We start from the raw sequence: 22,765 nt of genomic DNA, 5'->3' as shown, positions 1-22,765 counted from the left end.
ATAACCTATTAAGATTCTGTTGTTTCAAAACCGCCGCCTAGCGCATGGATCAGCGCAAGATCTAAACTAAAAGCGCGTGACTGCAAATTGACCAATGCTCTTTGGTTATTGAGTAAAGACTCTTCAGCTACCAAAACATCGAGATAGGTGGCTAAACCGCCTTGATAACGGTTCGTCGCGATATGCAGTGCTTGTTCAGCTTGCTGTACGGCTTGTTCGGTTTTATTAATTCGCGCTTGCAGAGCTTGGCTACTGGTCACCACATCGGCGATTTCATGCAAGGCTTGCACTAACGTGCCATTGTATTGAGCGACCGCTTCTTGGTAACGAGCTTCTGCCGAAGTCAACTGCCCCTCTAAACGCCCACCCGTAAATAGTGGTAAGTAGATCGCAGGCCCAATTGCACCTGCGTCATTACCACTATCAAACAAATGATCCAGACCAAATGCCTGATAACCAATAAACGCTGACAAAGTGACATCTGGATAGAATTGTGCTTGCGCAATACCGACTTGCTGTGCTGCGGCTTCTGCCCGCCAACGCGCAGCGGTGATATCAGCACGATGCCCCAGTAATCCAACGCCAGCCTCCGACGGCAAGCCATAACGAGAGGTCAAGGTGATATGGGGTTCTTCAATCGATGCAGCGCGATCAGGCCCTTGCCCCACCAAAGCGGCCAAAGCATTTTTCTGTAATTGGATCGATTCTTGAATACCAAGCAACTCCGCTTCCACACTCGCAGCAACCGCTTTCGCTTGGCTGACAGAACCTAGCGTTTCTAAGCCATTGGCATAACGTTTTTCTAAAAGCTCAACGGTTTTGTTGCGCACTTGTAGCGCGGCATGCACGGTCTCTTGATTGGCATAAAGACGAGCTAATTCGGCATAAGCATTAGCAATCGATGTGCTGATCATCAAACGCGCAGCCACACTCTCTGCCTCAGCGGCAGCAAGCTCGGAAGTCGCCGCAACAACCGCTGCGCGATTTTTTCCCCAAAAGTCAAAGTCATACTGAAAATTCAAGGTTAGAGTGCCATAGTCATTCCAACCATCGGGAGGCGTAGCAGATTGATAACGTTCACTGACTTTACTTTCCGTGGCGGATGCCGCTAACCCGAGATCAAATGATCGAATTGCGCCTGCTTGACGAGCAAAACCTTGTGCCCCTTTAAGCCGAGCCATTGCCATCTCTAACGATGGTGAGTGCTGCAACGCTTCCTCAATCAGATGGTTTAATTGTGCATCTTGATAGCGTTGCCACCAATTCACTGATGGCCAGTCCATTTCAGCTTGGTGAGAAAATGTGTTTGTCGAGCTAAGCTCATTCGCTTCCCACATCGTCGCAAGATCAGGGTAATGATCGGGTACTGAGCAACCCGTTAAAACGAAAGCACTCAATAGAGAAGCCGTAAAATAAGGCGCTGCTTTATGCAACAAACCTACCGTTTGAACGCTATTTTTCACATTTGAAAACCTTATAACTAAACCGTACCGTACAGTTATACTCTTGACAGAAGGAAACCGTCAAGGGAAACTTATCCACAATTTCTAACTGGAAATAGATGAACTCATGCGGGTAAAAAGTGAAGAAAAAAGGCAAGCAATTCTAGAGATTGCTAAAGATTCCTTTACAAAACAAGGTTTTGAACAGACTTCCATGTCGCATATTGCGAAGATGCTAGGGGGCTCGAAGGCCACGTTATACAACTATTTCAGCTCGAAAGAAGAGATTTTCACGGCGGTTATGGAGTCATCAGCGACAGAGCAAATCGCCCTCTCTTTCCTCTCACTTGACCATAATCGAGAGTTAAAACCCGCCTTATTAGAATTTGGTTACAATTTTTTGAACTCGGTTTTAACGCAAGATGCGATGTCCATCTATCGAATGGCGATTCATGAAGCCGACCGATCTGCAATCGGCAGACATTTTTATGAAAATGGCCCGAAACGAGGTTGGGCTCGTTTAAGTCGCTACATTACGTGCCAAATTGAATGTGGTTCACTGAAAGAGTGTGATCCTTGGATCGCCGCCATGCATTTCAAAGCGTTGCTATCTGCACAATATTTTGAGCCCTTTTCATTAGGTGCGATTGAAAAACCGACCTCAAGTGAACTTAAAGCTACGACCCAACGCGCGGTAGAGGCCTTTTTATGCCTGTACGCAGCTGATTGAACTGAAAAATAGAATAGAAAAAGCCGGGAAATTCCCGGCTTTTTCTGAAGTGTTCGTATTAATCTTGCACCGCACGCTTATGTTTGGGCACATAGTTCAAAATCGAAATCGGCACGGGCTTTTTCGGCTCAAAGCCTTCTACCACGCGACGCTCAATCAAATGGCCTAAGCGGCTTTCAATCATGCACAGATTTTTGAAGTTGTCTTTTGAGACAAACGAAATGGCTTCGCCGACAGCCTCTGCGCGCCCTGTTCGACCGATTCGGTGGACATATTCATCGGCTGGGAAGGGCAAATCGTAGTTCACTACACGCGATAGCTGGTCAATATCAATGCCGCGTGCTGCGACACCTGTTGCGACCAAGTATTTGATTTTTCCTGACTTAAAATCTTCAAGCAGTTGGGCGCGAATGGCTTGGCTACGGCCACTATGAAACGCTTCCGCATGGATGCCCCGCTTTTCAAGTTGAGAAACGAGCTTGGCTGCACCATGTTTGGTTTCAATAAAAATCAATGCCTGATCCCACTGCTGCTCATTGATTAAATGGCTCAACAATGCGGATTTGGTGTCTTTATCGACGGTGATCAGCCATTGGCTGATATTGCTTTTTGAGGCTTGGTTGGCGGCAATACTGATTTCATGCGGATCGCGTACTGCGGTTTTCGCTAACTCACGCACTTTACGTGACAGTGTCGCGGAAAAAAGCAGAAACTGTACTTCACTCGGCAGGCAGTCAATGATTTTGTTGATCGACTCAATAAAACCCATATCCAGCATGCGGTCGGCTTCGTCGAGTACCACCATTTCTATCTCTTCGAAATAGACGGCGCGTTGCCCATAGAGATCCATCAAACGCCCCGGTGTGGCCACCAGCACATCCACGCCATCAATCAAGCGCTGCTTCTGTGCTTGTTCATCGACGCCACCAAACACAGCAAGGCTCTTTAAGCCCGTGTCTTTACCGTATTGCTCTACTTTTTCCGCCACTTGCATCGCAAGCTCGCGGGTTGGCACTAAAATCAAGGCGCGGACACGTTTTTTACGTTGCGTTTGCCCTTGGCGCAGTTTTTCCAAAATAGGCAGGACGAAACTGGCGGTTTTACCCGTGCCTGTTTGCGCAGCGGCAATCAGATCACGTCCCTGCAAAATCACTGGAATCGCTTGGGTTTGAATATGGGTCGGTTTTTGGTAACCAAGTTGCGCTACGGTTTGTACCAGAACGTCACTTAATCCAAGTTGAGAAAAAGACATGAATTTACTCGAGCTTACTGCCAGACCTAACAGAGGTCTAGCCTAAATATAGAAGGGTCAGATTCTAACACTAACCTAAGCAACCGCTGTGTTTTTTCTTCTTACAACGCTATTGTTTCAACATGAGATGATGAATGAAGCCATGGTTTAGGCTTACTACTGGATGGCTTTCCGGCTCATCTTATTCATCCACAATATTACTCACCGTTTTTTGTACATTTTCCGCTGCATGCTGAATTTGCTCAATCAAAGACTGGGTTTGTTGCAGCATATGATTGAATTCAGTGACTTTGGCTTGGATCTGCTCCATGGTTTGCCCTGACTGTTCGGTGAGTTGGCTGTTGCGTTTAACAATGTTGTCAATTTCGCTAGTTGCTTGACTGGTATTCGACGCTAAACTGCGCACCTCATCAGCCACTACAGCAAAACCACGTCCATATTCACCTGCTCGAGCGGCCTCAATGGCGGCATTTAAAGCTAACAAATTGGTCTGCTCAGCAATTTTGTTGATGGTTGTGACTATTTGCGTGATTCTCTGAGATTGAGATGAGAGGTCCGTCATCAATGCATTTGCACCCGCAATTGACTCTGTAATACCACTCGCTATCGTTGCCGCAGCATCAATCATCTCGCGCCCCGACTCTGCCACACGAACCGTTTCTGCAGACGTTTGCTGAGCCATTTGCGACGCTTCTTTGGTTGCATGAGCTTTTAACACTTGATCTGTAACATCTGAAGCAAATTTAACAACTTGAGTCACGACACCTGCATCATTAAAAATCGGGTTATACGTCGCCTCTAACCAAAGATCTTGACCGTGGCGAGTGCGCCGATGGAATAAACCGGATTTAAACTCCCCTCTTGCGAGCTCACGCCAAAAGTTTGGATTTTCTTTATAGAAACGGTCATCACAAAACATACGGTGATGTTTGCCAACAATCTCTTCCAGTCGATAACCCGTGGCTTTGAGAAAGTTCTCATTCGCCTCTTTGATGGTTCCATCCGGATTAAACTGAATCATGGCTGATGAACGATCCAGAGCATGAAATACCGCAGCCTGCTTGTCCGCCGTAATTTTGGATTTCGTCACATCATGGGCAACTTTAGTCACCTTATATACATCGCCCGCACGATTACGTACTGGCATATACGTTGCCTCTATCCAGATACTCGAACCATCTTTCTTGAGTCGGTGAAACATTTTTCGTTGCGCTTGTCCTTGGGCTAGGCTTTTCCAAAATTGTGCATATTCCAAGGAGTTAACAGTCTCGGGATCACAAAAAATTTTGTGATGTTGACCAATCACTTCTTCTTTGGTGTACCCCATTGCGCTCAAAAAAAGTGCGTTTGCATCTAAAATTTTGCCTTGCGGATCAAACTCGATATACGCAAGGTTCCTTTTAAGTGCAGAGACAATGTCGCTGTCATGATTGTGTTGTTCCACCTCTGATTGGGCGGCAGCTTTTTTCCAAAATGGCATAAATGGCTTCCAAATCAATGACTCTCAAACTCATTATAGTAGAGAGCCTTATCTTTTATGTTTGTAATACTCTACTCGTTTAGTGACAACACACTGTTACGAAATAACAAAGCGTCCCATCAATAATTTTAATCCTTGGGCTTGTTGTGCCAACTCTTCACTCGCTTGAGCCGTTTCTTGTGCACTGAGCATGATGGTTTCCCCAGCATCGCGAATATCCGTCATGTTGTGGCTAATCTCATCTGCGGCAACCGATTGTTCCTCACTGGCTGCCGCTACTTGGGTATTGGCGGACGTGAGTTCTAGAAGAGCAAGATTAATCGAATCGAGCTGTTTTTTTGCGGCGGTAATCGATGAAAAGCTTTCTTCTATCTGACGATCGCTTGAGTCAATCATCTTAGTAGCCGATTGCGCACGTTCCACTAAGGTCTGGATCAAGCCCTTAATTTCATGTGTTGCCTGTTGGCTGCGAGATGCCAGAGCTCGCACCTCATCCGCAACCACAGCAAATCCACGGCCTTGTTCACCGGCACGCGCCGCTTCGATCGCTGCATTTAAAGCCAGTAGGTTAGTTTGTTCCGAAATTCCTTCTACGACTAACACAAAACTTTCGATCTGCCGAGTACTGGCCTCTAACTCAACAATCATTTGCTGTGATTGCTGGGCATTAGCAACCAATTGACTAGAAACCGTCTCAGTTTTACCCAAGACATCGCAGCTGTAGCGTGCATTTTCCTGTGCCCTTGCTGTCGCAGCGGAGGACTCTTCCGCACTGCTCGCCACTTCCGTAATCGTGATTGCCATTTGCGCCATTGCGCTGGTGACTTGTTCTGTATTGGCTTGCTGCTGTTGTACTGACTTCTTATTGCTTTCTGCCGAAGAAGCAAGTTGTGTCACGGTTGAGGCAATCGTATTTGCTCTGTCTATTACCTCACCGACGATGTGGCTCAGAGATTGAGCCATGGTATTCATACTGGTAATGAGCTGGCCAATTTCGTCACCTGTAGTGACTTTAGCTCGCTTGCTAAAATTTCCTTCAGCCATTTCATTGGCCAACTTACGGGCTCTAGCAATCGCCATAACGATTTGTTTACTAAACGCAAACCCGAGAATTAACCCGAATAAAATCGCAAAGGCGCTTAAATAAATCATTCCCCATAGCGCCTCACGTTCTTCTTGCTCTGTCACTAAGACAGATTGCTCAGTTGCTTGCTCGATTTTACGCAGAATATCGATTAAACGCTGATCTAGGCTGATTTGTAATTGTTCAATCTGCTCGGCATCTGCTACTAATAATTTAACCTCTCTGCCAGAACGAAGTTCATTCAGCAACTCATTGAGCTTTCTTTCAAATTCTTCATGTTCACGACCTAATGAGTCAAGGTCTTGCTCTAGATTAGCCAGATAGCTACGTATTGAGGGGGAAATCGTATGTTCTATAGAAGATTCAAGTAGTTGACGAGATTGGTTAAATTCTTGCTTGAATTTATTCACTAACTCCATGAGCTGTGCTTGATACTGATTTTGCTGCTGCTTGCCTTGACTACTTTCGATGCCTGCTGCGCGGAAGACTCGTTCAAGAGTAATCGCCCCTTCGAGTTGATGAACGGTCATGTCGGTCATCAATTTGGCTAAAGGTAAGTTATCGTGAGCTATCGCCTCTATCTCAACCGCTACTCGTTTCATCTTAGTAATAGAATAAGTGGAAACCATTAACGTTAGAGCAAGTAAACACCCAACCAGAGCAATCATTTTTTGGGTAATCGATAAATTATTAAACCATTTCATCACAGTGCGCCTCACGTTCCATGTCACATGCCATAAAATATGGCTCCAAAAGTGTCTCAACCTACTCGGCATCAAAGCCTTTAAGTAGATAGAAAAAACCGCTAGCCGACGCGAGGTACTAACCTCTAGTACAAATTTTTCTTTTTGTTTGTTTTAAATTTAAGCCTTTGCTTAAGTATTTTAGATTATGAAACAAAGAATGCTTAAACCCGTTCACCACAATTCATCTAATTCATTGTTTAATAAGAATATAAATAAGTTACCACTTTAGTTTAATGAACATGTAAAGCTTTGCATCTAGAGCAAATCATCGATAGAGACATATGCAACATAGTTGGAAAATCTTGAAATTCAAGAGCAAACAATTATAAAAATATCAACTAAAAAATATCGATGCAGATTTGGCTCAAATCCTCTTCCCTATCCTCAATAAAAATAAAGTAAATCCTTGTTTTTAATTAGTTTAAATTTAATTAGTTTGAAACTGGAAAATTTAAATCATTGTCTATACTGATCTAACATCTTGGATGAATATCTCATTTTGGAGATGGATTACATCTGTTACATCAATGGCAAACAACGAGGTTTTCCATGGCGCTCAAGAAACATATCACTACCAGTGCTAGCTCATCATTTAGTCCGAGCAACCATAGCACTTCGGCTAATGCCCCCAAAAAAGAAGCTGATGATTTGCGTCGCCAAGCAAGAACATTAGCCAGAAAACAACAAGCTGCCGAACGAGTGGCTTCTGCTACAGCAGAATTATTGGCTGGATTAGAAGAAAGTTCTTCTGCCATGACTCAACTACGTAGCTCTATGGAACAGATTGCGGTGGGTGCGGAAGAATCTTCATCGGCTACAAAACAAAGTGAAACGGCGGTATCACAGATGAATAACTTCATCAATGAACAAGCCACCTATGCCACTCAATCTAAGCAAATTTTGACTAAACTCGAACAAGATATTGTTGATGTGGCTAATAAAATCAATGAGATGGTATCGAACGTCCAAACCTCTTCAGAACGACAAAACGATTCGGTCAAACGAATGATCGAACTTTCCGAACAAGCAGCCAAAATTAATGATGCAGTGAAACAAGTCATACATATCGCGGATCAAACTAACTTATTGGCGTTGAATGCGGCGATTGAAGCGGGTCGTGCAGGTAAACATGGGAAAGGGTTTGCGGTGGTGGCCGATACAGTTAGAACCTTAGCTGAGAAGGCCGAAAAAAATGCGGCCAACATTGAAAGTCTCATCAAGGACATTTCTAACGGTGCGGAAATGGTTTCAAACGGAGTGAAATCAAGCTCTCAAAAAGCAGAAAGTGAAGTTCAGAAAGGCCATGTCGTCAATAAACAACTTACGCTCATTCGCAATGAAATGGTTGATTTAGTGAAAGATTCAGAAGTGTTATTGAAAGCTGCGGATGAGATGTCTTCTGCAGCAGTTATTGCCTTAAAAGGTTCCGAATCTGTCTCACAAGCCGCTCAAGAACAGTCGGCCGCCTGTGAAGAGAGCTTAAAAAGTCTAGATCAACAACAAATCGCGCTTGATGGTGCTGTCACAGCAGCTCAGTCACTTGATGAATTAACCGATGAGCTACGCACATCCACCGATATCGTTAAATCATCTGAAGAAGTCGCTGCCGCTGCCGAAGAGCTCTCTGCTGGCATTGAAGAGATCAACCGCTCATCGAATGAAATTATGGGTGCACTCAACCAGATCAGCTCTGGTGCACAACATATGGCCAAGTCGGTTGAAACCGGGATCACTAGCTTAACGCAGATAGAACAAGGAGCTCGCCTTGGTAAAGAACGCGCAGAAAGCAGCCTGAAAGCTTGCGAGAAAATGTTGACAGGTATAGAAGAAAACAAAACTACTGTTGACGAGATGATCTTAGCCATTACGGAATCTACCAAAGCTGCAACGGAAAATCTGAATGAAATGGCGAATATTGAACGTATTTCGCGACAGATCGATAAAATCGTCGATGGTATTTCCAATGTCTCCATTCAAACCGCCATGTTGGCTGTGAATGGTGCTGTCGAGGCAGCACGCGCAGGTGAATATGGAAAAGGTTTTGCTGTTGTTTCTACCGATATTCAAAACCTCGCCAACGATGCTGCTGAAAACGCTGAACAAATCAAAGATCAAGTTAAGAATATCCAAGAGCAAATCAACATTGTTCGTAAAGATTTAGCTGACATCCTTTCGACAGTGATGGAAGAGGCTCAAAAAGCAGCTCTGACCATCAAACAACTGGATAATGTTCGCTCTAGGATGAGTGATGTGGTGTTAGGAAGTAAACGTATTTCTGAAAGTGCCGAGGGCATCGAGCGTTCGATTGCTGATGCACGCGCGGGAATGCAACAAATTGCCACTGCAGCCGAAGAATCCTCTCATGCAACGGGTGAAGCCGCTACTGCGGCTCGTCAGCAAAGCTCAAGTACTTCGGAGCTGGCATCCGCAATTGAAAATATTGCCGCCGTTGCCGATGAACTTCAATCAATCTGATTGAGGTGAACTATGACCAGTGAAGCCCTTGTAGACAACGAACTTGAGCATGAAGAGAACCTCACACAGTATGTCAATTTCATGCTGGGTGATGAGCTTTTTGCTTTACACATGCAAGAAGTGGAAGAAATTATCCGTCTCCCAACTACGTTTTCAGTACCACTCACTCCCAGTTATTTGATTGGATTATCCAACTTAAGAGGACAAATTCTTCCCGTTCTGTGTCTACGGACTTTACTGTGCATGGACAGAACCTCTGCGACGGAAGCCACGCGAGTGATTGTCATTACAATTGGCAAGACCAAGATTGGATTCACCGTCGATCGTGTTGTGAATGTCGCAACCCCTGACCCTGAGATGATAAAGCCGACCAATACCGCGGGCGGCAAAATTGACCCAACCTTAATTACCAACACCATTCACTCGGATAATCAGATTATCCAAGTACTGAATTGTCATCGTTTGTTAGACAACTCTGTCGAAGAAGAATTGGAATTAAGCACGCAGCGTTTTAACCACCTCTCTTCTCAGTCTCATTTTGGGGATGTGACCGATGAAGAACGAGATGATGATGAAGACATGCGACAGCTCGTGTGCTGCATGGTAGATGGGCAAGAATACGCCTTTCCACTAGAGGACACTCAAGAAATTGTGCGTATACCCGAGATTATCACCAAGGTCCCTCTTACTGAATCCGCCATTCTTGGAGTGATCAATTTACGTGGCAAAACGCTCCCATTGGTCAGTCTGAGAACGCTGTTTGGATTACCCAGCATTAGCTTTAGTGATAGTCACCGTGTCTTGGTGGTGAATATATCCCTCTCAGAGAAAGAGCGGCTTCCCGTGGGGGTTGTGGTGGATGCCGTACGCGAAGTCATACGCCTGCATGTGGACGTGATGGATAGCGTTCCAGAAATCATGAGCAAGATGGGACAAGCCAATGACATTTCGGCCATTTGTAATCTTGATGATGGCCGACGCACACTCAGCGTTATTTCTGTAGAGCAACTTTTTGACGCTCAAATCGTAGATCAATTCTCCGAAGCTTACCCACAGGAAGGAACTGATATGTCGACGATCGACGATGTAAGTATCCTAGAAGATGACAATACCGACATGCAGTTGGTGATTTTTAAGTTGGATAAAGAAGAATTTGGCATCTCCATTCATACCGTACAAGAAATTATCCGTATTCCAGAAAATATCAGCCGCGTTCCTAAAACCGATGATTTTATCGAAGGAGTGATTAATTTACGCGGTAACGTTTTACCTATCGTCGATATGCGTAAGCGTTTTCATCTACCCGAGATGGCACGCCATGAACGCCAACGTATCTTAGTTGTGAATTTTGAGAAGATTTCAACAGGTTTTATCGTCGATTCCGTCAGTGAAGTATTAAGAATACCGGAATCCCAGCTGGAAGATGCGCCCGTGTTGAGCGAAGAGCAAGCACAACTAATGCGCCAAATGGTCAATCTCAGCCCTCGAATGATAGGAGTACTGTCCGCCGATCAATTGATCAGTAATACCGAGATGTACAAGTTACACATGGCTGCAAACGATATGGATAGCTAAGTTTTAAGGCTGGAGGGAACATGAAGATTTTAGTTGTCGATGATTCTGCGTTAATGCGCACCACCATTAGCGACATATTGCAAAACATTCCGAATGCCCAGATTAAAACAGCACGTGATGGTATGGATGCCATCGACAAAGTGATGAAATGGCAACCGGATGTGATGACGTTAGACATCAATATGCCCAACATGGATGGTCTAACTTGCCTTACGCAAATCATGGTTGAACGTCCCTTGCCAATTGTCATGCTCTCATCCCTCACCCATGAAGGTGCCATTACAACGCTCGAAGCGCTTTATCTTGGTGCGGTAGACTTTGTCGCCAAACCCGGAGGCACTATCTGCGGTCGATTACAAGAAGTCGCACCATTGATCCGTGAAAAAGTTCGCGCGGCAGCGAAAATGAGAGTCAAAGTTCACACGCAGCTTTCGGTATCACCAGCAGAAGTAGAGCACAAACATAAGTCACCTGTGGTGGAAAATAATGAAGACCACCAGCTTGCGATCATGGGGGTTTCGACAGGAGGGCCCGGCACTGTTGAAACGATACTGCGCCATCTGCCCGCCGATTTCTCATTACCTATTATTGTTAACCAACACATGCCAGAGAGCTTCACTGCCGCCTTTGCACAAAGGCTTAATCGCCATCTGCAACAACCCGTGAAAGAGATTAACCGTGCTTTAGTGCTTGAGGCTGGTACCGTTTATGTTTGTAAGGGTGACCGAGACTGCATTGTCACGCTACGTGATGGTAAATTGGCTGCCATGCCCACGCCAAATGATAGCCATTTTTCATGGCATCCCAGCGTCTCCAAACTGGTTGCCAGCGCCATACGCACTTGTGGAGAAGATAACTTATTGTGCGTCATGCTAACGGGAATGGGCGACGACGGTGCCAATGAAATGGCTCAGGTTGCTCAAGGAAACGGTATTGTTTTTGCCCAAGAACCCACAACCTGCGTAGTCCCCAGTATGCCGGAAGCATTACTTAAACGTGTACCCCATATTCCAACAGGAACTCCAGAGCACTTAGCTTATCTGATGACCGAAGTGGTGAGACAGTCCAGTAGGGAGCTTCACTATGGCAATCATTAAACGCAGCGCTGCTACAGACAACCCAAATATTGAGATACCTTCTACTCCCGAGCAGATCGATGTGCTGAGCGCAGAAGCGCTGATGGAAGCTCTACAAGGTGATGACCTCGAGCAAATTTTACGTGCGATTCATCAGTTGGAAGCTGCGGACTCAGTTGAGTTTCAACAACATCAAGCGGCTTTATTTACTTTGCTCGATCGCGATACAGAACAAAACCCTTGCAGTGATGCTGTTTTCTCACTGTTAGCCATCCGAAACAATGATGAAATCACGACTCGTTTGATCCCCCTGCTCGATTCAGAAGCTCCCTATTTACGTAATCAAGCGATTGAGATTTTACAACATAGCCCGCAACAGCTGGAAAGGCACATTCAGGATTTACTGAACCATCAAGATCCTGATGTTCGGATCTTTGCTATCGATATTATCGGGCTTTTACCTCATCAATCGGTGCCAGAATGGTTAATGCAAGTCCTCCAGCACGAAGAACACATTAATGTGATTGGTACAGCGATCGACAGAGTCGCTCAGCTCTCAGACCCTAACTTCTCGACGATATTGGGGGAGGTCAAGCAACGATTTTCTCATGTACCCTATCTCGTTTTTGCCTGTGATGTGGCTATCAAACGGTTAAATACCTAAGGTCAGCATTATGAATGAGATTGTCATTACCGATACTGACTTCTGCCGATTCCGTGATTATTTTTATCAAAAAACAGGCATTTTTTTTGAGAACAGCAAACGTTATTTTGTTGATAAACGCTTATTACAGCGCATTGAATTAACCGAACACCAAAGTTTTCGTGGTTATTTTACTTATCTACGCTTTCAAGCCAGCGGAGAAGAGCTGCAAGCCGTTATCAACGCACTCACCGTCAATGAAACCTATTTTTTCCGCGAGATCAGTCAGTTGGAGTCCTTGGTTGAAGAGGTTTTGGATGACATCGTACGCCATAGGCCAGGTGAGCTAATACGCATATGGTCTATGCCCTGTTCTAGTGGCGAAGAGCCCTATTCAATTGTGCTGTTTTTACTGGAACATTGGCCAAAGCTAGAACAGGTCGATATTGAAATTATCGCCTCAGATATTGATACCGGCATTTTACAAAAAGCAGCACAAGGTATTTTCAGTGCTCGTTCTGTTAAAAATTTACCCAATAGTTCTCTCAACAAATATTTCAGCTTACGGGCTGATGGCAGTTACCAATTAATTGACGATATTCGTCAATCGGTACGTTTTACTCAAACTAACCTCAACAACCGAGCAGAAGTTCAAAAATTAGGCGCTATGGATGTTATTTTTTGCCGAAATCTGTTGATTTATTTTGATGATATTTCGCGCCGTAACGCAGTGGAATCTTTTTACGAGCAACTCAATCCCGGTGGTGTTCTCTTCCTCGGCCACTCAGAGTCGATGAGCCGTATATCCTCAATTTTTCATGTAAAACGCTTTCGTAAATCAACGGGATACTACAAACCGCACAAGGGGAAAAAGTGATGAAAAAAGTAATGGTCGTTGATGACGCTTCTACGGTGCGTATGTATCACAAAGCTTTACTCGAAGAGATCGGAATATTCATTTTAGAAGCCAGTAATGGTGTTGAAGCCTTAGAACGAGCGCTAGAAATGCCCGTTGACCTATTTCTGGTGGATATCAATATGCCCAAGATGGATGGCTTTACTCTCGTTCGGGAAATACGCTGTCGCCCTGAGCTGGCGGGCATTCCGACTGTCATGATCTCAACCGAATCCCAAGAAAGCGATAGACAACAAGGTATTCATATGGGAGCGAACTTGTATATGGTGAAACCTGTGAATCCTGAAGAATTACAACAAACTGTTACCTTGATGCTTGGGGGGTTGAAATGAACCCAATAATGCAAAACTTCATCATCGAGAGCCGAGATTTAATTGAATCCGCGGCACGAGGTCTACTTGCGTTAGAAGCGAATCCCGATGACAAAGCCATCATTAACGAGTTATTCCGAGAAATACATACCGTAAAGGGAGCCTCAGGTATTCTCGATAATATTGCGCCTTTCACCCAATTAGCGCATCGAATGGAAGATTTGATGCAAAAAGTGCGTGATGGACATGTGGCTTTAAACGGCACAATGCTTGACCTGATGTTGGGCTGCTGCGACCAATTTCTCTTATGGATTGAAGAGTTAGAACAACACCAAGAGCTCTCAGCAGAGGCGGTATCGATCAGTAAACAGATGATTGCTCAGTTAGCACCTTTAACTCAAGCCGCGCCAACACACACGCCTACCCCTGCCGTAGCGGCGCAAGAAGAGACGGCCACCCTATCCATCAGTGAATTAACGGAGCTATTAGGACGAGATTGCTTCAACGATGTAGAAGCGCTTTTGGAACATCCCGATGCTTTACTCTTGATTTATACCCCCGATAAACAGTGCTTTTTCTCTGGGGACGACCCATTGGCTTGGATGCGTAGTGTTGAAAAGGTCTCTTGGCGTAAAGTAGTGCTCATCCCAGATTCTGAGCCTTTCGATACCTATCAGGCTCAAATGCAGTTTCTGCTGCTGACTCAATCAGCGAAAAAAGACCTAGAGCAGCAACTTGCTCCGATAGAAGGCCAATACCGCCTTTACCGCATTCAATCGGACAACCTACCCACAGCACCGATTGATCAGCGCACACAATATGTCGAGCGAATTGTTAAACAACAAATCGCGTTGCTTAGAGAAGAACAAGTTTCGGAATCCGTACGTGCTGGTACCTTCTTATCGATTAAAAATCTCTACTGTGCCCTGAGCCAACAAATCAGTGATCGCCCTGCTCCCTTGCCAGAATCTGTCTCGGCCGATGAACTTATCACCTTGTTTGATAACATTTTACTCTCTTTTGCTCATCGAACCGCCATCATCGATAAATGCGAAAATGAACCTGCTCAACCCTCCGCTATCACGGTTAACGAGCAGTTAGACAAGGTGAAGAAAAAACAGATAAAAACACTGAAGGTGGATCAGGAAAAAGTCGATTTATTGATGGATTTGGTCGGTGAGCTGATTGTTGCGAAAAACTCGATGCAATATCTCGCCTATCGTGCAGAAAATGAGTTTGGTGTTCGTAAACTTGCACAAGATATTAAAGCAGAACAGAGTGTGATATCGCGTCTTGCTGAAGACCTACAGTCTGTTGTGATGCAGGTCCGCATGGTACCACTTGCGACCGTTTTTCAACGCTACCCACGCTTGATCCGCGATATCTCACGCAAACTGGGTAAACAAGTCGATCTGATCATCGAAGGTGAAGACACTGAGGCAGATAAAAGTATTGTTGAAGATCTCTCCGAACCTTTAGTGCATCTGATCCGTAATGCCCTCGATCACGGAATAGAATCACCCGACATACGTCGCGAACAAGGGAAGAATCCAACAGGAAAAATTACTCTAAGCGCTTTTACTCTTGATGATTCTGTCATCATCAAGATGAGTGATGATGGTAAAGGCGTTGATGTCGAACGCGTCAAAACCAAAGCTTTGGAACGCGGGTTAGTGGAAGCGAGCAAACTTGAGCGGATGAGCCAACAAGAGATTATTCACTTGATCTTTGAACCCGGCTTTTCAACGGTTGAACAAGTCAGTGATCTCTCAGGACGCGGTGTGGGTATGGATGCAGTTCGTACGGCTATTGAACGCAACGGCGGCACTCTCACACTCTCCTCAGAGCCGGGGAAAGGCAGTGAAATTACCATGATCCTGCCACTTTCTATGACCATTTCACGCGTCATGATGTTTGAACTTGAGCAGCAGTCCTTTGCTATTCCCATTGAATCGGTTATCCAAACGTTAAAAATTTCCCGACACAAAGACATTCGCCGTGTAAAAAATCTCGATACGTTCATTTTACGCGGTGAAACTGTGCCTATTTTGTATCTCAAGCGTGCGTTTGAGATGAACTCTGCCCAAATTTATCCCGACATCCAACCTATTCTTGTTGTCCGTGTGGGTGATGATGTATTGGGACTTGCCGTAGATCGATTACAAGAGGGACAAGATGTCATCATCAAACCTCTTGAGGGTGCTTTGGCCACATTCTCCATCTACCGTGGTGCCGCCATTATGGGAGATGGGCGTGTCCTTTTAGTGCTCGATACTGAGGAGGTAGTAAAACATGCCCGTTGAATATAAAAACCGAGTGGCCTATTTAGTCGATCACGTCGGAGTTGAAGAGGCAGAAACATTATTAACATGGATGGAATCGACACCAGGGTCTAGTGTTAATTTAAAGCACTGCAAACATGTGCACTCAGCGGTATTACAAGCACTAATGTTTGAGAAGCCTCGCGTGACTGTGTTGCCCAATGATCCCGAACTTAAAGTTTGGTTATCGGCGGCCAACATCATCGGAAAAGGAGAAAATAATAATGTCTAAAAGCATTCTGATTGTTGATGACTCTAGTACTGTTCTTATGAGTGTCGATGCCATGCTCTCTAAACTGGGTTTCCAAGTCGAGAAAGCAAAAGATGGCGTTGAAGCAGAAACTCGACTCAAAGGTGGTCTAAAAGTCAACCTCATCATTACCGACATCAATATGCCTCGTATGGATGGTATTGAGTTGATTAGCAAAATTCGTGCGATTGCTTCATATCGCTTTACCCCAATTTTAGTGCTCACTACAGAACAAGAACAAGCCAAACGCAATGAGGCTCGCGCCAAAGGTGCAACAGGTTATTTAGTTAAGCCCGTAACGGGAGATCAATTGAAAGCCGTGATTCAACAAGTTCTCCCAGGTAGTATTTCGTGAGGTCGTTATGATTCGTTACCTATTTGAACGGCTAGAGAATAATAAAAAACGCTATCTTTTCTTCACTATCACTCTAAGCTGCACAGTGCTTCTGTTGGGCTTAGAACTGGTTCGATACTGGACTCCGCAATGGTTTTATCTACCGTTTGCGATAACCGCACTTATCTTAACGATGACCGCTTTGGTTTTCTCTCAGGGCAATCTTTTTGTGCGTTTCCTACAACAAATCCATGAACAAGAAACCATGAAACAAAAAGAAACCGTTTCTGCCATTTGCGATTGGATCGATGAATATCGCGATCTCAATGGCTTAGTCGCGGATCATATTGAGAACGTAAATTCTGATGCACAAAAAGCCACTGAGGATATTCTCAATCACATTTGCTCATTGGATCACGCAGCCGCTAATTTTACTCACTACCTCAAAGACATGGAGTTCGATTCACAAAATATGGTATCGAGCTTAGATGAACACACCTTAGTTATCTCAAATCTAGCCGATAGTACTCGCAGCCTGATGAGCAATATCCAAACCGAGCGCAAACAGGTTAATGATGTATTAAACCGAGTCATGGGACTTAACGAGATCACCGAAGTCATTTCAAAAATTGCTAATGAGACCAATCTACTCGCCTTGAATGCCGCTATCGAAGCAGCTCGCAGTGGTGAAATGGGACGTGGCTTTGCTGTTGTCGCAGATGAAGTGCGACATCTTGCTCAGAGAGCTGGTGAGGCAGCCTCACAAATTAGCGAAGAAATAGAAAGCCTTCGTGCAGAAGTGACTCAACGTTTTGAAGTCGCCAATAAAGAGAGCAGCGAGCAAAACATCAAAGCTGATATGATGATTGAGTCCGTACAAAGCTTAAGACAAAGTTTCTCTTCTGTTCGTGAATTAAGCGAACGACAAATCACCCAAATCATGTTGTACAACAATGATCTTGAGAAAAATATCAGCGGTAGTATGGCCTGTACTCAGTTCCAAGACATCGTCCGTCAAAAGCTCGATAGCATCGAAGCTTTAATGCGTGAAAAACACTTATTGGTGGGTGATGTCTTTAACGGTATGCGCCTCAATGATCTGCGCCATCGGGAACTAGAATACACAGAAACCCTGCGCCGCCTGTCATTGGAGTATAGGCACGACTTTGAAAGACACTGTAACTATCGCGATTCAGATATGAACAGCACAAAGCAATCGACGTTATCCACTTCAAATCCATTACCGAAAATTGAGCTGTTCTAGCCTAACTAGCCAGAGCCGAAACTCACGGCTCTGGCTTTATACTAACTTCTGCCGTTAAGCACTCATTTTGAGTCCAGCAATACCCGCGATGATCAGAAATAAACTGAACAGCTTAATCAAGGTTAAGGTTTCGCCAAACAAAAATGCGGCAGCCAGTGCCGTTCCTACTGCGCCAATTCCCACCCAAATGCCGTAAGCCACGCCAAGAGGCAGAGTGCGCAACGCGATCCCGAGTAACACAAAACTAATGACCAGCGCCGATAAGGTAGCGACAGAAGCCAGCGGTTTGCTAAAACCTTCACTGTATTTGAGGCCAATAGCCCAAGCGATTTCACAAATACCGGCGAGAAAGAGGATTAACCACGCCATATATACACCTCATATATGGGGTCGTCCCCGAAGAAAAGATGGAGCGGTGAGGTCGTCCTCACTTCCTGATGTGCCGCTAAGACTAGCAAAGCTTACGGGTCTTGGCTAGCTTGGCTTGGCGCGATGCAAAACTCGCAAAGCCGTGTTAATCCATCTCCGGTTGACGCTTGTTGGGTTGGCGCGGCGAAGTTCTCGGTTTAGCTTGCCGCACATGGCGCGCGAGGATACGCATCGCTTCGGCTTGTACCGCAGGCAGTTTCTGCCACTGCCATAAGCGATCCCGTGCTTGCTTGGCACTGGCTTCCAAATCCATCACCGGCTTGAGGTAAGGGCTCTCAAGCGGTACTTGATACATCTGCGCTTCAAGCGGTGTCATCAGCCAGGGTTCAAAGAGCAGCGGTACAGGCACTTGCGCCAACTCTGGCACCCATTTGTGAATAAACTGCCCTTCGCTGTCATGCTCTTGTGCTTGCTTGGTCGGGTTATAAATGCGGATAGTATTGGTACCCGTGACCCCTGCTTGCATTTGAAACTGCGGATAATGAATGCCCGGTTCAAAATCGAGGAACAGTTGCGCCAAATAAGTCACGCCCGCTCGCCAATCCACATTCATATGATGAGTTAACACGCTCACCAACATCGCGCGCATGCGAAAATTGAGGTATCCGGTTTGAATTAAGCAACGCATACAGGCATCGACCAGTGGAATGCCGGTGTGCCCAGTTTGCCAAGCCGCTAACTGCGCGGCGGGGGCATCGCTTGATTGCTGTAAGAGTGAATCATAAGCGCGGTTGACGCAGCGAAACTCCATCTCACATTCTGATTCAAATTTTTGGATAAAGTGACAGTGCCAATGCAGACGTGATGAAAGCGCAATCAGGCTGCGGCGAAATCCCGCTACCGACCAGTGTTTGAGCAAAGTTTGATACATCTCCCGCAGTGAGATATTTCCCCACGCAAGATAAGGCGACATCCGCGAGCACGCGTGGCGCGCTAAGCTCGGACTTGAGATGGAGCGGTAATACTCTCGCCCTCGACGCACGAAAAAATCCTCCAGCGTCGCCCACGCCATATCACTGCCACCAGTTTGCATGCCCGCTTGTTTACTCTGCCATGTGGCAGGGATATCGCTGCGCAAACCAAGCGTTGCGGCATCCAGCTTCAGCCAATTGGCGCGTGTTAAATCAGGATCGCAGCAAGGGGAGCGCATTACTTGCTGCCAATGTTCATCCCAATTTTTTCGGGTTTGCGCCCCGCGGATCACGGCAGCATAAGGAAATTCATGCCAGACGATGTCGTGTTGCTGGCACCACTGTGCCAGCGCAAGATCGCGCTGAAAAGTGCAGGCTAAACCGACTTCTTGATGAGAATAAATCGCCTCAATGGCGTAGCGCTCAGCAATACGTGCAAAGCAGGTTTGCCAATCGGATGTGACGATCAACACCTCCCCTTTGCTCTGCGCCAAATCACGATTGATGGCTTGCAATGATTGCCACACAAAGCGCCAGTGTCGTTCGCTGTAATGCGCATCGCCAAGCAGCATTGGCTCAAACAGATAGAGTAGTAACGTCGGTCGCCCCGAAGTTAACGCCGCTTGTAATGGCGCGTGATCGGTCAGCCTTAGGTCACGCTTGAGCCACACCAGATTGATCTTTTCCATACTCTTTCCTTGTTTTCTCTGCCGTTTGTACGCGACAGAAGAGGAAAAGATCGCTCCCGTGTTCTATCTATCGCTTCTCTTTCTATTACCTCACTTTCTGCCTATTACCGAGTTTTCTATTTATCACCTTATTTTCTATTGAACACAGAGAGAGGCTAGTGCCCTTTCAGCGCATCTTTACGTAAACGCCAAGCGGTCAGTATCATCGCCACAACCGCCAACGCACTCATGCCGATGTACACCAAACTAAAACCTTGGGCGAGCACATCAGGCGTTACTGATGAGGCTTGGCTGCCATGCTCACTTACCGTGACACTTTGCGGCACACGCAGATAAAACAGCGCAGAACAGAACGCCACCCCGAGTGCGCCGCCAAGCTCACGACCAAAGTTAAACAGTGACATGCCAATACCCCTATCACGGGCAGGCAACACACTCTGTACCACCACATTAAGAGAAGGCAGAGTGAAACCAAGCCCAAGGCCGCCAATACCTAGCGAGAGATGAACCCACAAATCGTAGTGAATCTGCCAGATGGCGACGGCAGCAAGCAGAAAACCGCTCACCACCAGCGCTTTATATCGCCCTGAGCGAGCCACCCATTTGCCACCAAGATAAGCTCCGGTGGTGATACTGAACATGAAAATCACCATCACGGTGCCACTTTGCGACGGTGAAAAGCCTTTCTGCCACTGCAATTGCAGCGGCATATAAACCAAAAGCGCGAACATCAACATTTGTGAGGCCATGATTAGACCAATCGCGGTCAGGTAACTGGGTAAGCGTGCCAAACGCGCAGGCAAAATCGGGTCACTCACCTGTCTTTCCACAAGGATTAACAGCACCAAGCAGAGTAACAGAGCAAAAGCTCCCCACCCCGCAGGCAAAAAGGAGTGTGAGGAAAGCTGAAGCAGCAGCAAAGTTGTGGTGAGCATTAAAAGCCCAGCGCCCAGCCAGTCAAATCGACTGTGACGTTTTTGGTTAAGGTGTCTGAGATGGCGGTTGACCATATACAGAGCCACCATTCCCAGCGGTAAATTAATGCCAAACACCCAGCGCCAACTGAGGTGATCGGCAAAATAGCCGCCAAGCAAGGGGCCAGCGACACTGGAAACCGCATACACCGCCGAAATATAGCCTTGGTATTTGCCGACTTCACGCGCCGGAATGGAATCAGCAATCACGGTGAACGCCAAAGCAATCAAACCACCGCCGCCAATTCCCTGCACCACTCGCGCCCCAATCAGGGTTGGTAAGTCAACGGCAAAGGTACACATCGCTGAGCCAACAATAAAAATACCGATGCTGATATTGAGCATGCGTACACGCCCAAACAGATCGCTCAATTTGCCATACACAGGCAATACGGCTGTGGCGGCGAGTAAGTAGGCGGTGATCACCCAAGTTAAGGCGGTTCCCGCCGAGAGATCTTGCCCAATCAAGGCCAGCGGTGTGGTCACTATGCTTTTTTCTAGTGAACCAAGGGCAATCACTAGCGCAACGCTAGCAAAAATAATTCGCGGATGAGGGGCATCGGCAGCGGGAATAGGATCAAAATGCATGAGCTCTCTTTCAAGATAAAGTCAAAGGGAATGGATTTGCTGTGGCACAAGATAACCAAATCACAGCCATCCGAAAATAGGATAGAATGGGACGCGAAATTGCAAAAATGGGATTACCGATGAAACTTGATGATTTGGCGCTGTTTTTAACCGTGGTGCGTTGTGGCAGTTTTGCCTTAGCAGCGAAACAGAAATCGATGTCTACCAGCACGCTGAGCCGCCGTATTCAGCAACTTGAACAAGATACGGGCAGCATTTTGCTGATCCGCAACAGTAAAGAGTTGGTACTGACCAAAGAAGGTGAACAGCTATTTCACAGCTACGCCGAGCTGTTTGCCCAAATTGAGCGCAAACAAGAAGAGGTCGAGCAAGCGAAACGAGATTACCGCGGCGAAATCGCGATAAGTGCACCCGTGTTACCTCTGCGCCACCAATTAACCCCTTTGGCGCTGGAGTTTGCCGAGCTGCATCCGAATGTCACACTGCGCATGCAAGTTGGCTCAGGGCTCGACTATTTCAGCCAGCGGGATCTGGATATCGCGCTGCGTTTTGGCCCACAGCCGGAGTCCGACTGGGTAGCGCGTAAACTGGCGCGTAACCCTTCCGTACTCTGTGCCAGTGCTGAGCTTGCTGCCAAACTCAGCACAGTAACGCTTACCTTAGCGCATCCCGAGCAGTTAAAAGAGCATCCCCTACTCAGTCTCAACCACAAGCTGCCGTGGATTTTTCATCACCACAGCGTCGCGCAAAAAGTGCAATTTATTCCGACGGCGCGTTTGTGCTCCGACGAGCTGGACACGATAGTGCAAGCCACCTTACAAGGCATGGGCATCGCCCGCTTACCAAGAGGATTAATGGAGCCACTCCTGCGTAGCGGTCAGCTCATCGAGCTGCTCCCCGAGTGGGAAATTGAAGGCGCAGATGTGTATCTGCTCCATCCGCAGCGCCGTTTTTTACCTGAGCGCACTCAAGCCCTGATTGATTACATCATGACGCACTGGTCACGTGTCGCATTCAGTTATTGGCATCAGCCTTAACAGCACCAAGCGACTGTGATGAACGATGACGCCGGCAGCGCTCCGAACAATATTTGACTTCATCCCAACACTGCTGCCATTTTTTACGCCAAGCAAAAGGCCGCTGACAGACAGGACAAATTTTCTGCGCCAAATAGGCTTTTTTATGCGAAGTCACCCTACACCGAGTATCACGTCAGTTATTCAATTTGAAGATATACGAACGTTGCGTCTGATTGGCTCACCGCTTGTTATGATT

Annotated in this window: 20 protein-coding genes; 12 read left to right on the top strand and 8 right to left on the bottom strand. The window is 46.3% G+C overall.

What is annotated here, in order from left to right; all coding sequences use genetic code 11:
- Positions 1-8 precede the first annotated feature (8 nt).
- Complete coding sequence (gene vceC, locus T411_RS0106085; RefSeq protein WP_000798634.1) at positions 9-1,463, bottom strand: multidrug efflux MFS transporter outer membrane subunit VceC; 1,455 nt, start codon at positions 1,461-1,463, stop codon at positions 9-11.
- A 106-nt stretch (positions 1,464-1,569) separates the two neighbouring features.
- On the opposite strand from vceC, the gene vceR reads away from it, so the two are divergent.
- On the top strand, positions 1,570-2,172 hold the full coding sequence (gene vceR, locus T411_RS0106080; RefSeq protein WP_001264144.1) for a TetR family multidrug efflux transcriptional regulator VceR: 603 nt from the start codon (positions 1,570-1,572) through the stop codon (positions 2,170-2,172).
- 58 nt (positions 2,173-2,230) lie between these two features.
- On the opposite strand, the gene T411_RS0106075 is transcribed toward vceR, so the two are convergent.
- From T411_RS0106075 to T411_RS0106065, 3 genes are all read right to left on the bottom strand, one after another.
- Positions 2,231-3,424 carry a DEAD/DEAH box helicase gene (locus T411_RS0106075; RefSeq protein ID WP_000010608.1) on the bottom strand — a complete coding sequence of 398 codons (1,194 nt, stop codon included), beginning with the start codon at positions 3,422-3,424 and terminating at the stop codon, positions 2,231-2,233.
- Positions 3,425-3,605: 181 nt separating this feature from the next.
- The gene (locus tag T411_RS1000000121485) at positions 3,606-4,904 is read right to left on the bottom strand and encodes a methyl-accepting chemotaxis protein (RefSeq protein WP_001117419.1); all 1,299 of its coding nucleotides are present in this window, start codon (positions 4,902-4,904) and stop codon (positions 3,606-3,608) included.
- 96 nt (positions 4,905-5,000) lie between these two features.
- Complete coding sequence (locus T411_RS0106065; protein WP_000870878.1) at positions 5,001-6,692, bottom strand: methyl-accepting chemotaxis protein; 1,692 nt, start codon at positions 6,690-6,692, stop codon at positions 5,001-5,003.
- A gap of 591 nt (positions 6,693-7,283) precedes the next feature.
- Between T411_RS0106065 and T411_RS0106060 the strand changes: the two genes are divergently transcribed.
- Genes T411_RS0106060 through T411_RS0106015 form a run of 10 tightly spaced genes read left to right on the top strand, consistent with a single transcriptional unit; the run spans position 7,284 to position 17,899 of the window.
- Complete coding sequence (locus T411_RS0106060) at positions 7,284-9,209, top strand: methyl-accepting chemotaxis protein (protein WP_001185437.1); 1,926 nt, start codon at positions 7,284-7,286, stop codon at positions 9,207-9,209.
- Positions 9,210-9,221: 12 nt separating this feature from the next.
- Positions 9,222-10,784, top strand: a complete 1,563-nt coding sequence (locus tag T411_RS0106055) for a chemotaxis protein CheW (RefSeq protein WP_000200012.1) — start codon at positions 9,222-9,224, stop codon at positions 10,782-10,784.
- Between the two features lie 20 nt (positions 10,785-10,804).
- On the top strand, positions 10,805-11,881 hold the full coding sequence (gene cheB / locus T411_RS0106050; protein ID WP_000699597.1) for a chemotaxis-specific protein-glutamate methyltransferase CheB: 1,077 nt from the start codon (positions 10,805-10,807) through the stop codon (positions 11,879-11,881).
- Complete coding sequence (locus T411_RS0106045) at positions 11,868-12,524, top strand: HEAT repeat domain-containing protein (protein WP_000974697.1); 657 nt, start codon at positions 11,868-11,870, stop codon at positions 12,522-12,524. The genes cheB and T411_RS0106045 overlap by 14 nt, the downstream gene beginning before the upstream one ends.
- A gap of 10 nt (positions 12,525-12,534) precedes the next feature.
- The gene (locus tag T411_RS0106040) at positions 12,535-13,380 is read left to right on the top strand and encodes a CheR family methyltransferase (RefSeq protein WP_001002907.1); all 846 of its coding nucleotides are present in this window, start codon (positions 12,535-12,537) and stop codon (positions 13,378-13,380) included.
- Positions 13,380-13,751 carry a response regulator gene (locus T411_RS0106035; protein ID WP_000757478.1) on the top strand — a complete coding sequence of 124 codons (372 nt, stop codon included), beginning with the start codon at positions 13,380-13,382 and terminating at the stop codon, positions 13,749-13,751. Before T411_RS0106040 ends, T411_RS0106035 begins: the two co-directional genes overlap by 1 nt.
- Before the next feature lie 8 nt (positions 13,752-13,759).
- Positions 13,760-16,033: a chemotaxis protein CheA gene (locus T411_RS0106030; protein ID WP_001178898.1), complete on the top strand. Its 2,274-nt coding sequence runs from the start codon at positions 13,760-13,762 to the stop codon at positions 16,031-16,033.
- On the top strand, positions 16,023-16,283 hold the full coding sequence (locus T411_RS0106025; protein WP_001143862.1) for a hypothetical protein: 261 nt from the start codon (positions 16,023-16,025) through the stop codon (positions 16,281-16,283). The genes T411_RS0106030 and T411_RS0106025 overlap by 11 nt, the downstream gene beginning before the upstream one ends.
- A complete protein-coding gene (locus T411_RS0106020; protein ID WP_000045526.1) occupies positions 16,276-16,656 on the top strand; it encodes a response regulator in 381 nt (126 codons plus the stop codon). Before T411_RS0106025 ends, T411_RS0106020 begins: the two co-directional genes overlap by 8 nt.
- Before the next feature lie 7 nt (positions 16,657-16,663).
- Entirely contained in the window at positions 16,664-17,899 is a 1,236-nt protein-coding gene (locus T411_RS0106015) for a methyl-accepting chemotaxis protein (protein ID WP_000621946.1), read from the top strand.
- 54 nt (positions 17,900-17,953) lie between these two features.
- Here the strand turns inward: T411_RS0106015 and T411_RS0106010 are convergent, their stop codons facing one another.
- From T411_RS0106010 to T411_RS0106000, 3 genes are all read right to left on the bottom strand, one after another.
- Positions 17,954-18,268, bottom strand: a complete 315-nt coding sequence (locus tag T411_RS0106010; protein WP_000312387.1) for a DMT family transporter — start codon at positions 18,266-18,268, stop codon at positions 17,954-17,956.
- 145 nt (positions 18,269-18,413) lie between these two features.
- Positions 18,414-19,928, bottom strand: coding sequence for a cryptochrome/deoxyribodipyrimidine photo-lyase family protein (locus tag T411_RS0106005; protein ID WP_000411507.1), 1,515 nt, complete (start codon positions 19,926-19,928; stop codon positions 18,414-18,416).
- A gap of 155 nt (positions 19,929-20,083) precedes the next feature.
- Positions 20,084-21,490, bottom strand: a complete 1,407-nt coding sequence (locus T411_RS0106000) for an MDR family MFS transporter (RefSeq protein WP_000545341.1) — start codon at positions 21,488-21,490, stop codon at positions 20,084-20,086.
- Positions 21,491-21,576: 86 nt separating this feature from the next.
- Between T411_RS0106000 and T411_RS0105995 the strand changes: the two genes are divergently transcribed.
- The gene (locus tag T411_RS0105995; protein WP_001881150.1) at positions 21,577-22,527 is read left to right on the top strand and encodes a LysR family transcriptional regulator; all 951 of its coding nucleotides are present in this window, start codon (positions 21,577-21,579) and stop codon (positions 22,525-22,527) included.
- On the opposite strand, the gene T411_RS01000000119100 is transcribed toward T411_RS0105995, so the two are convergent.
- Positions 22,505-22,684, bottom strand: a complete 180-nt coding sequence (locus T411_RS01000000119100) for a DUF2256 domain-containing protein (protein ID WP_001889657.1) — start codon at positions 22,682-22,684, stop codon at positions 22,505-22,507. The two genes, T411_RS0105995 and T411_RS01000000119100, sit on opposite strands and share 23 nt — an antisense overlap.
- Between the last annotated feature and the right edge of the window lie 81 nt (positions 22,685-22,765).

Origin of the sequence: Vibrio cholerae ATCC 14035 (assembly GCF_000621645.1) — a bacterium.
Taxonomy (GTDB): Bacteria; Pseudomonadota; Gammaproteobacteria; order Enterobacterales; family Vibrionaceae; genus Vibrio; species Vibrio cholerae.
Note: the sequence above shows the minus strand (reverse complement) of the source record. Positions and strands in the feature narration are given on the sequence as shown.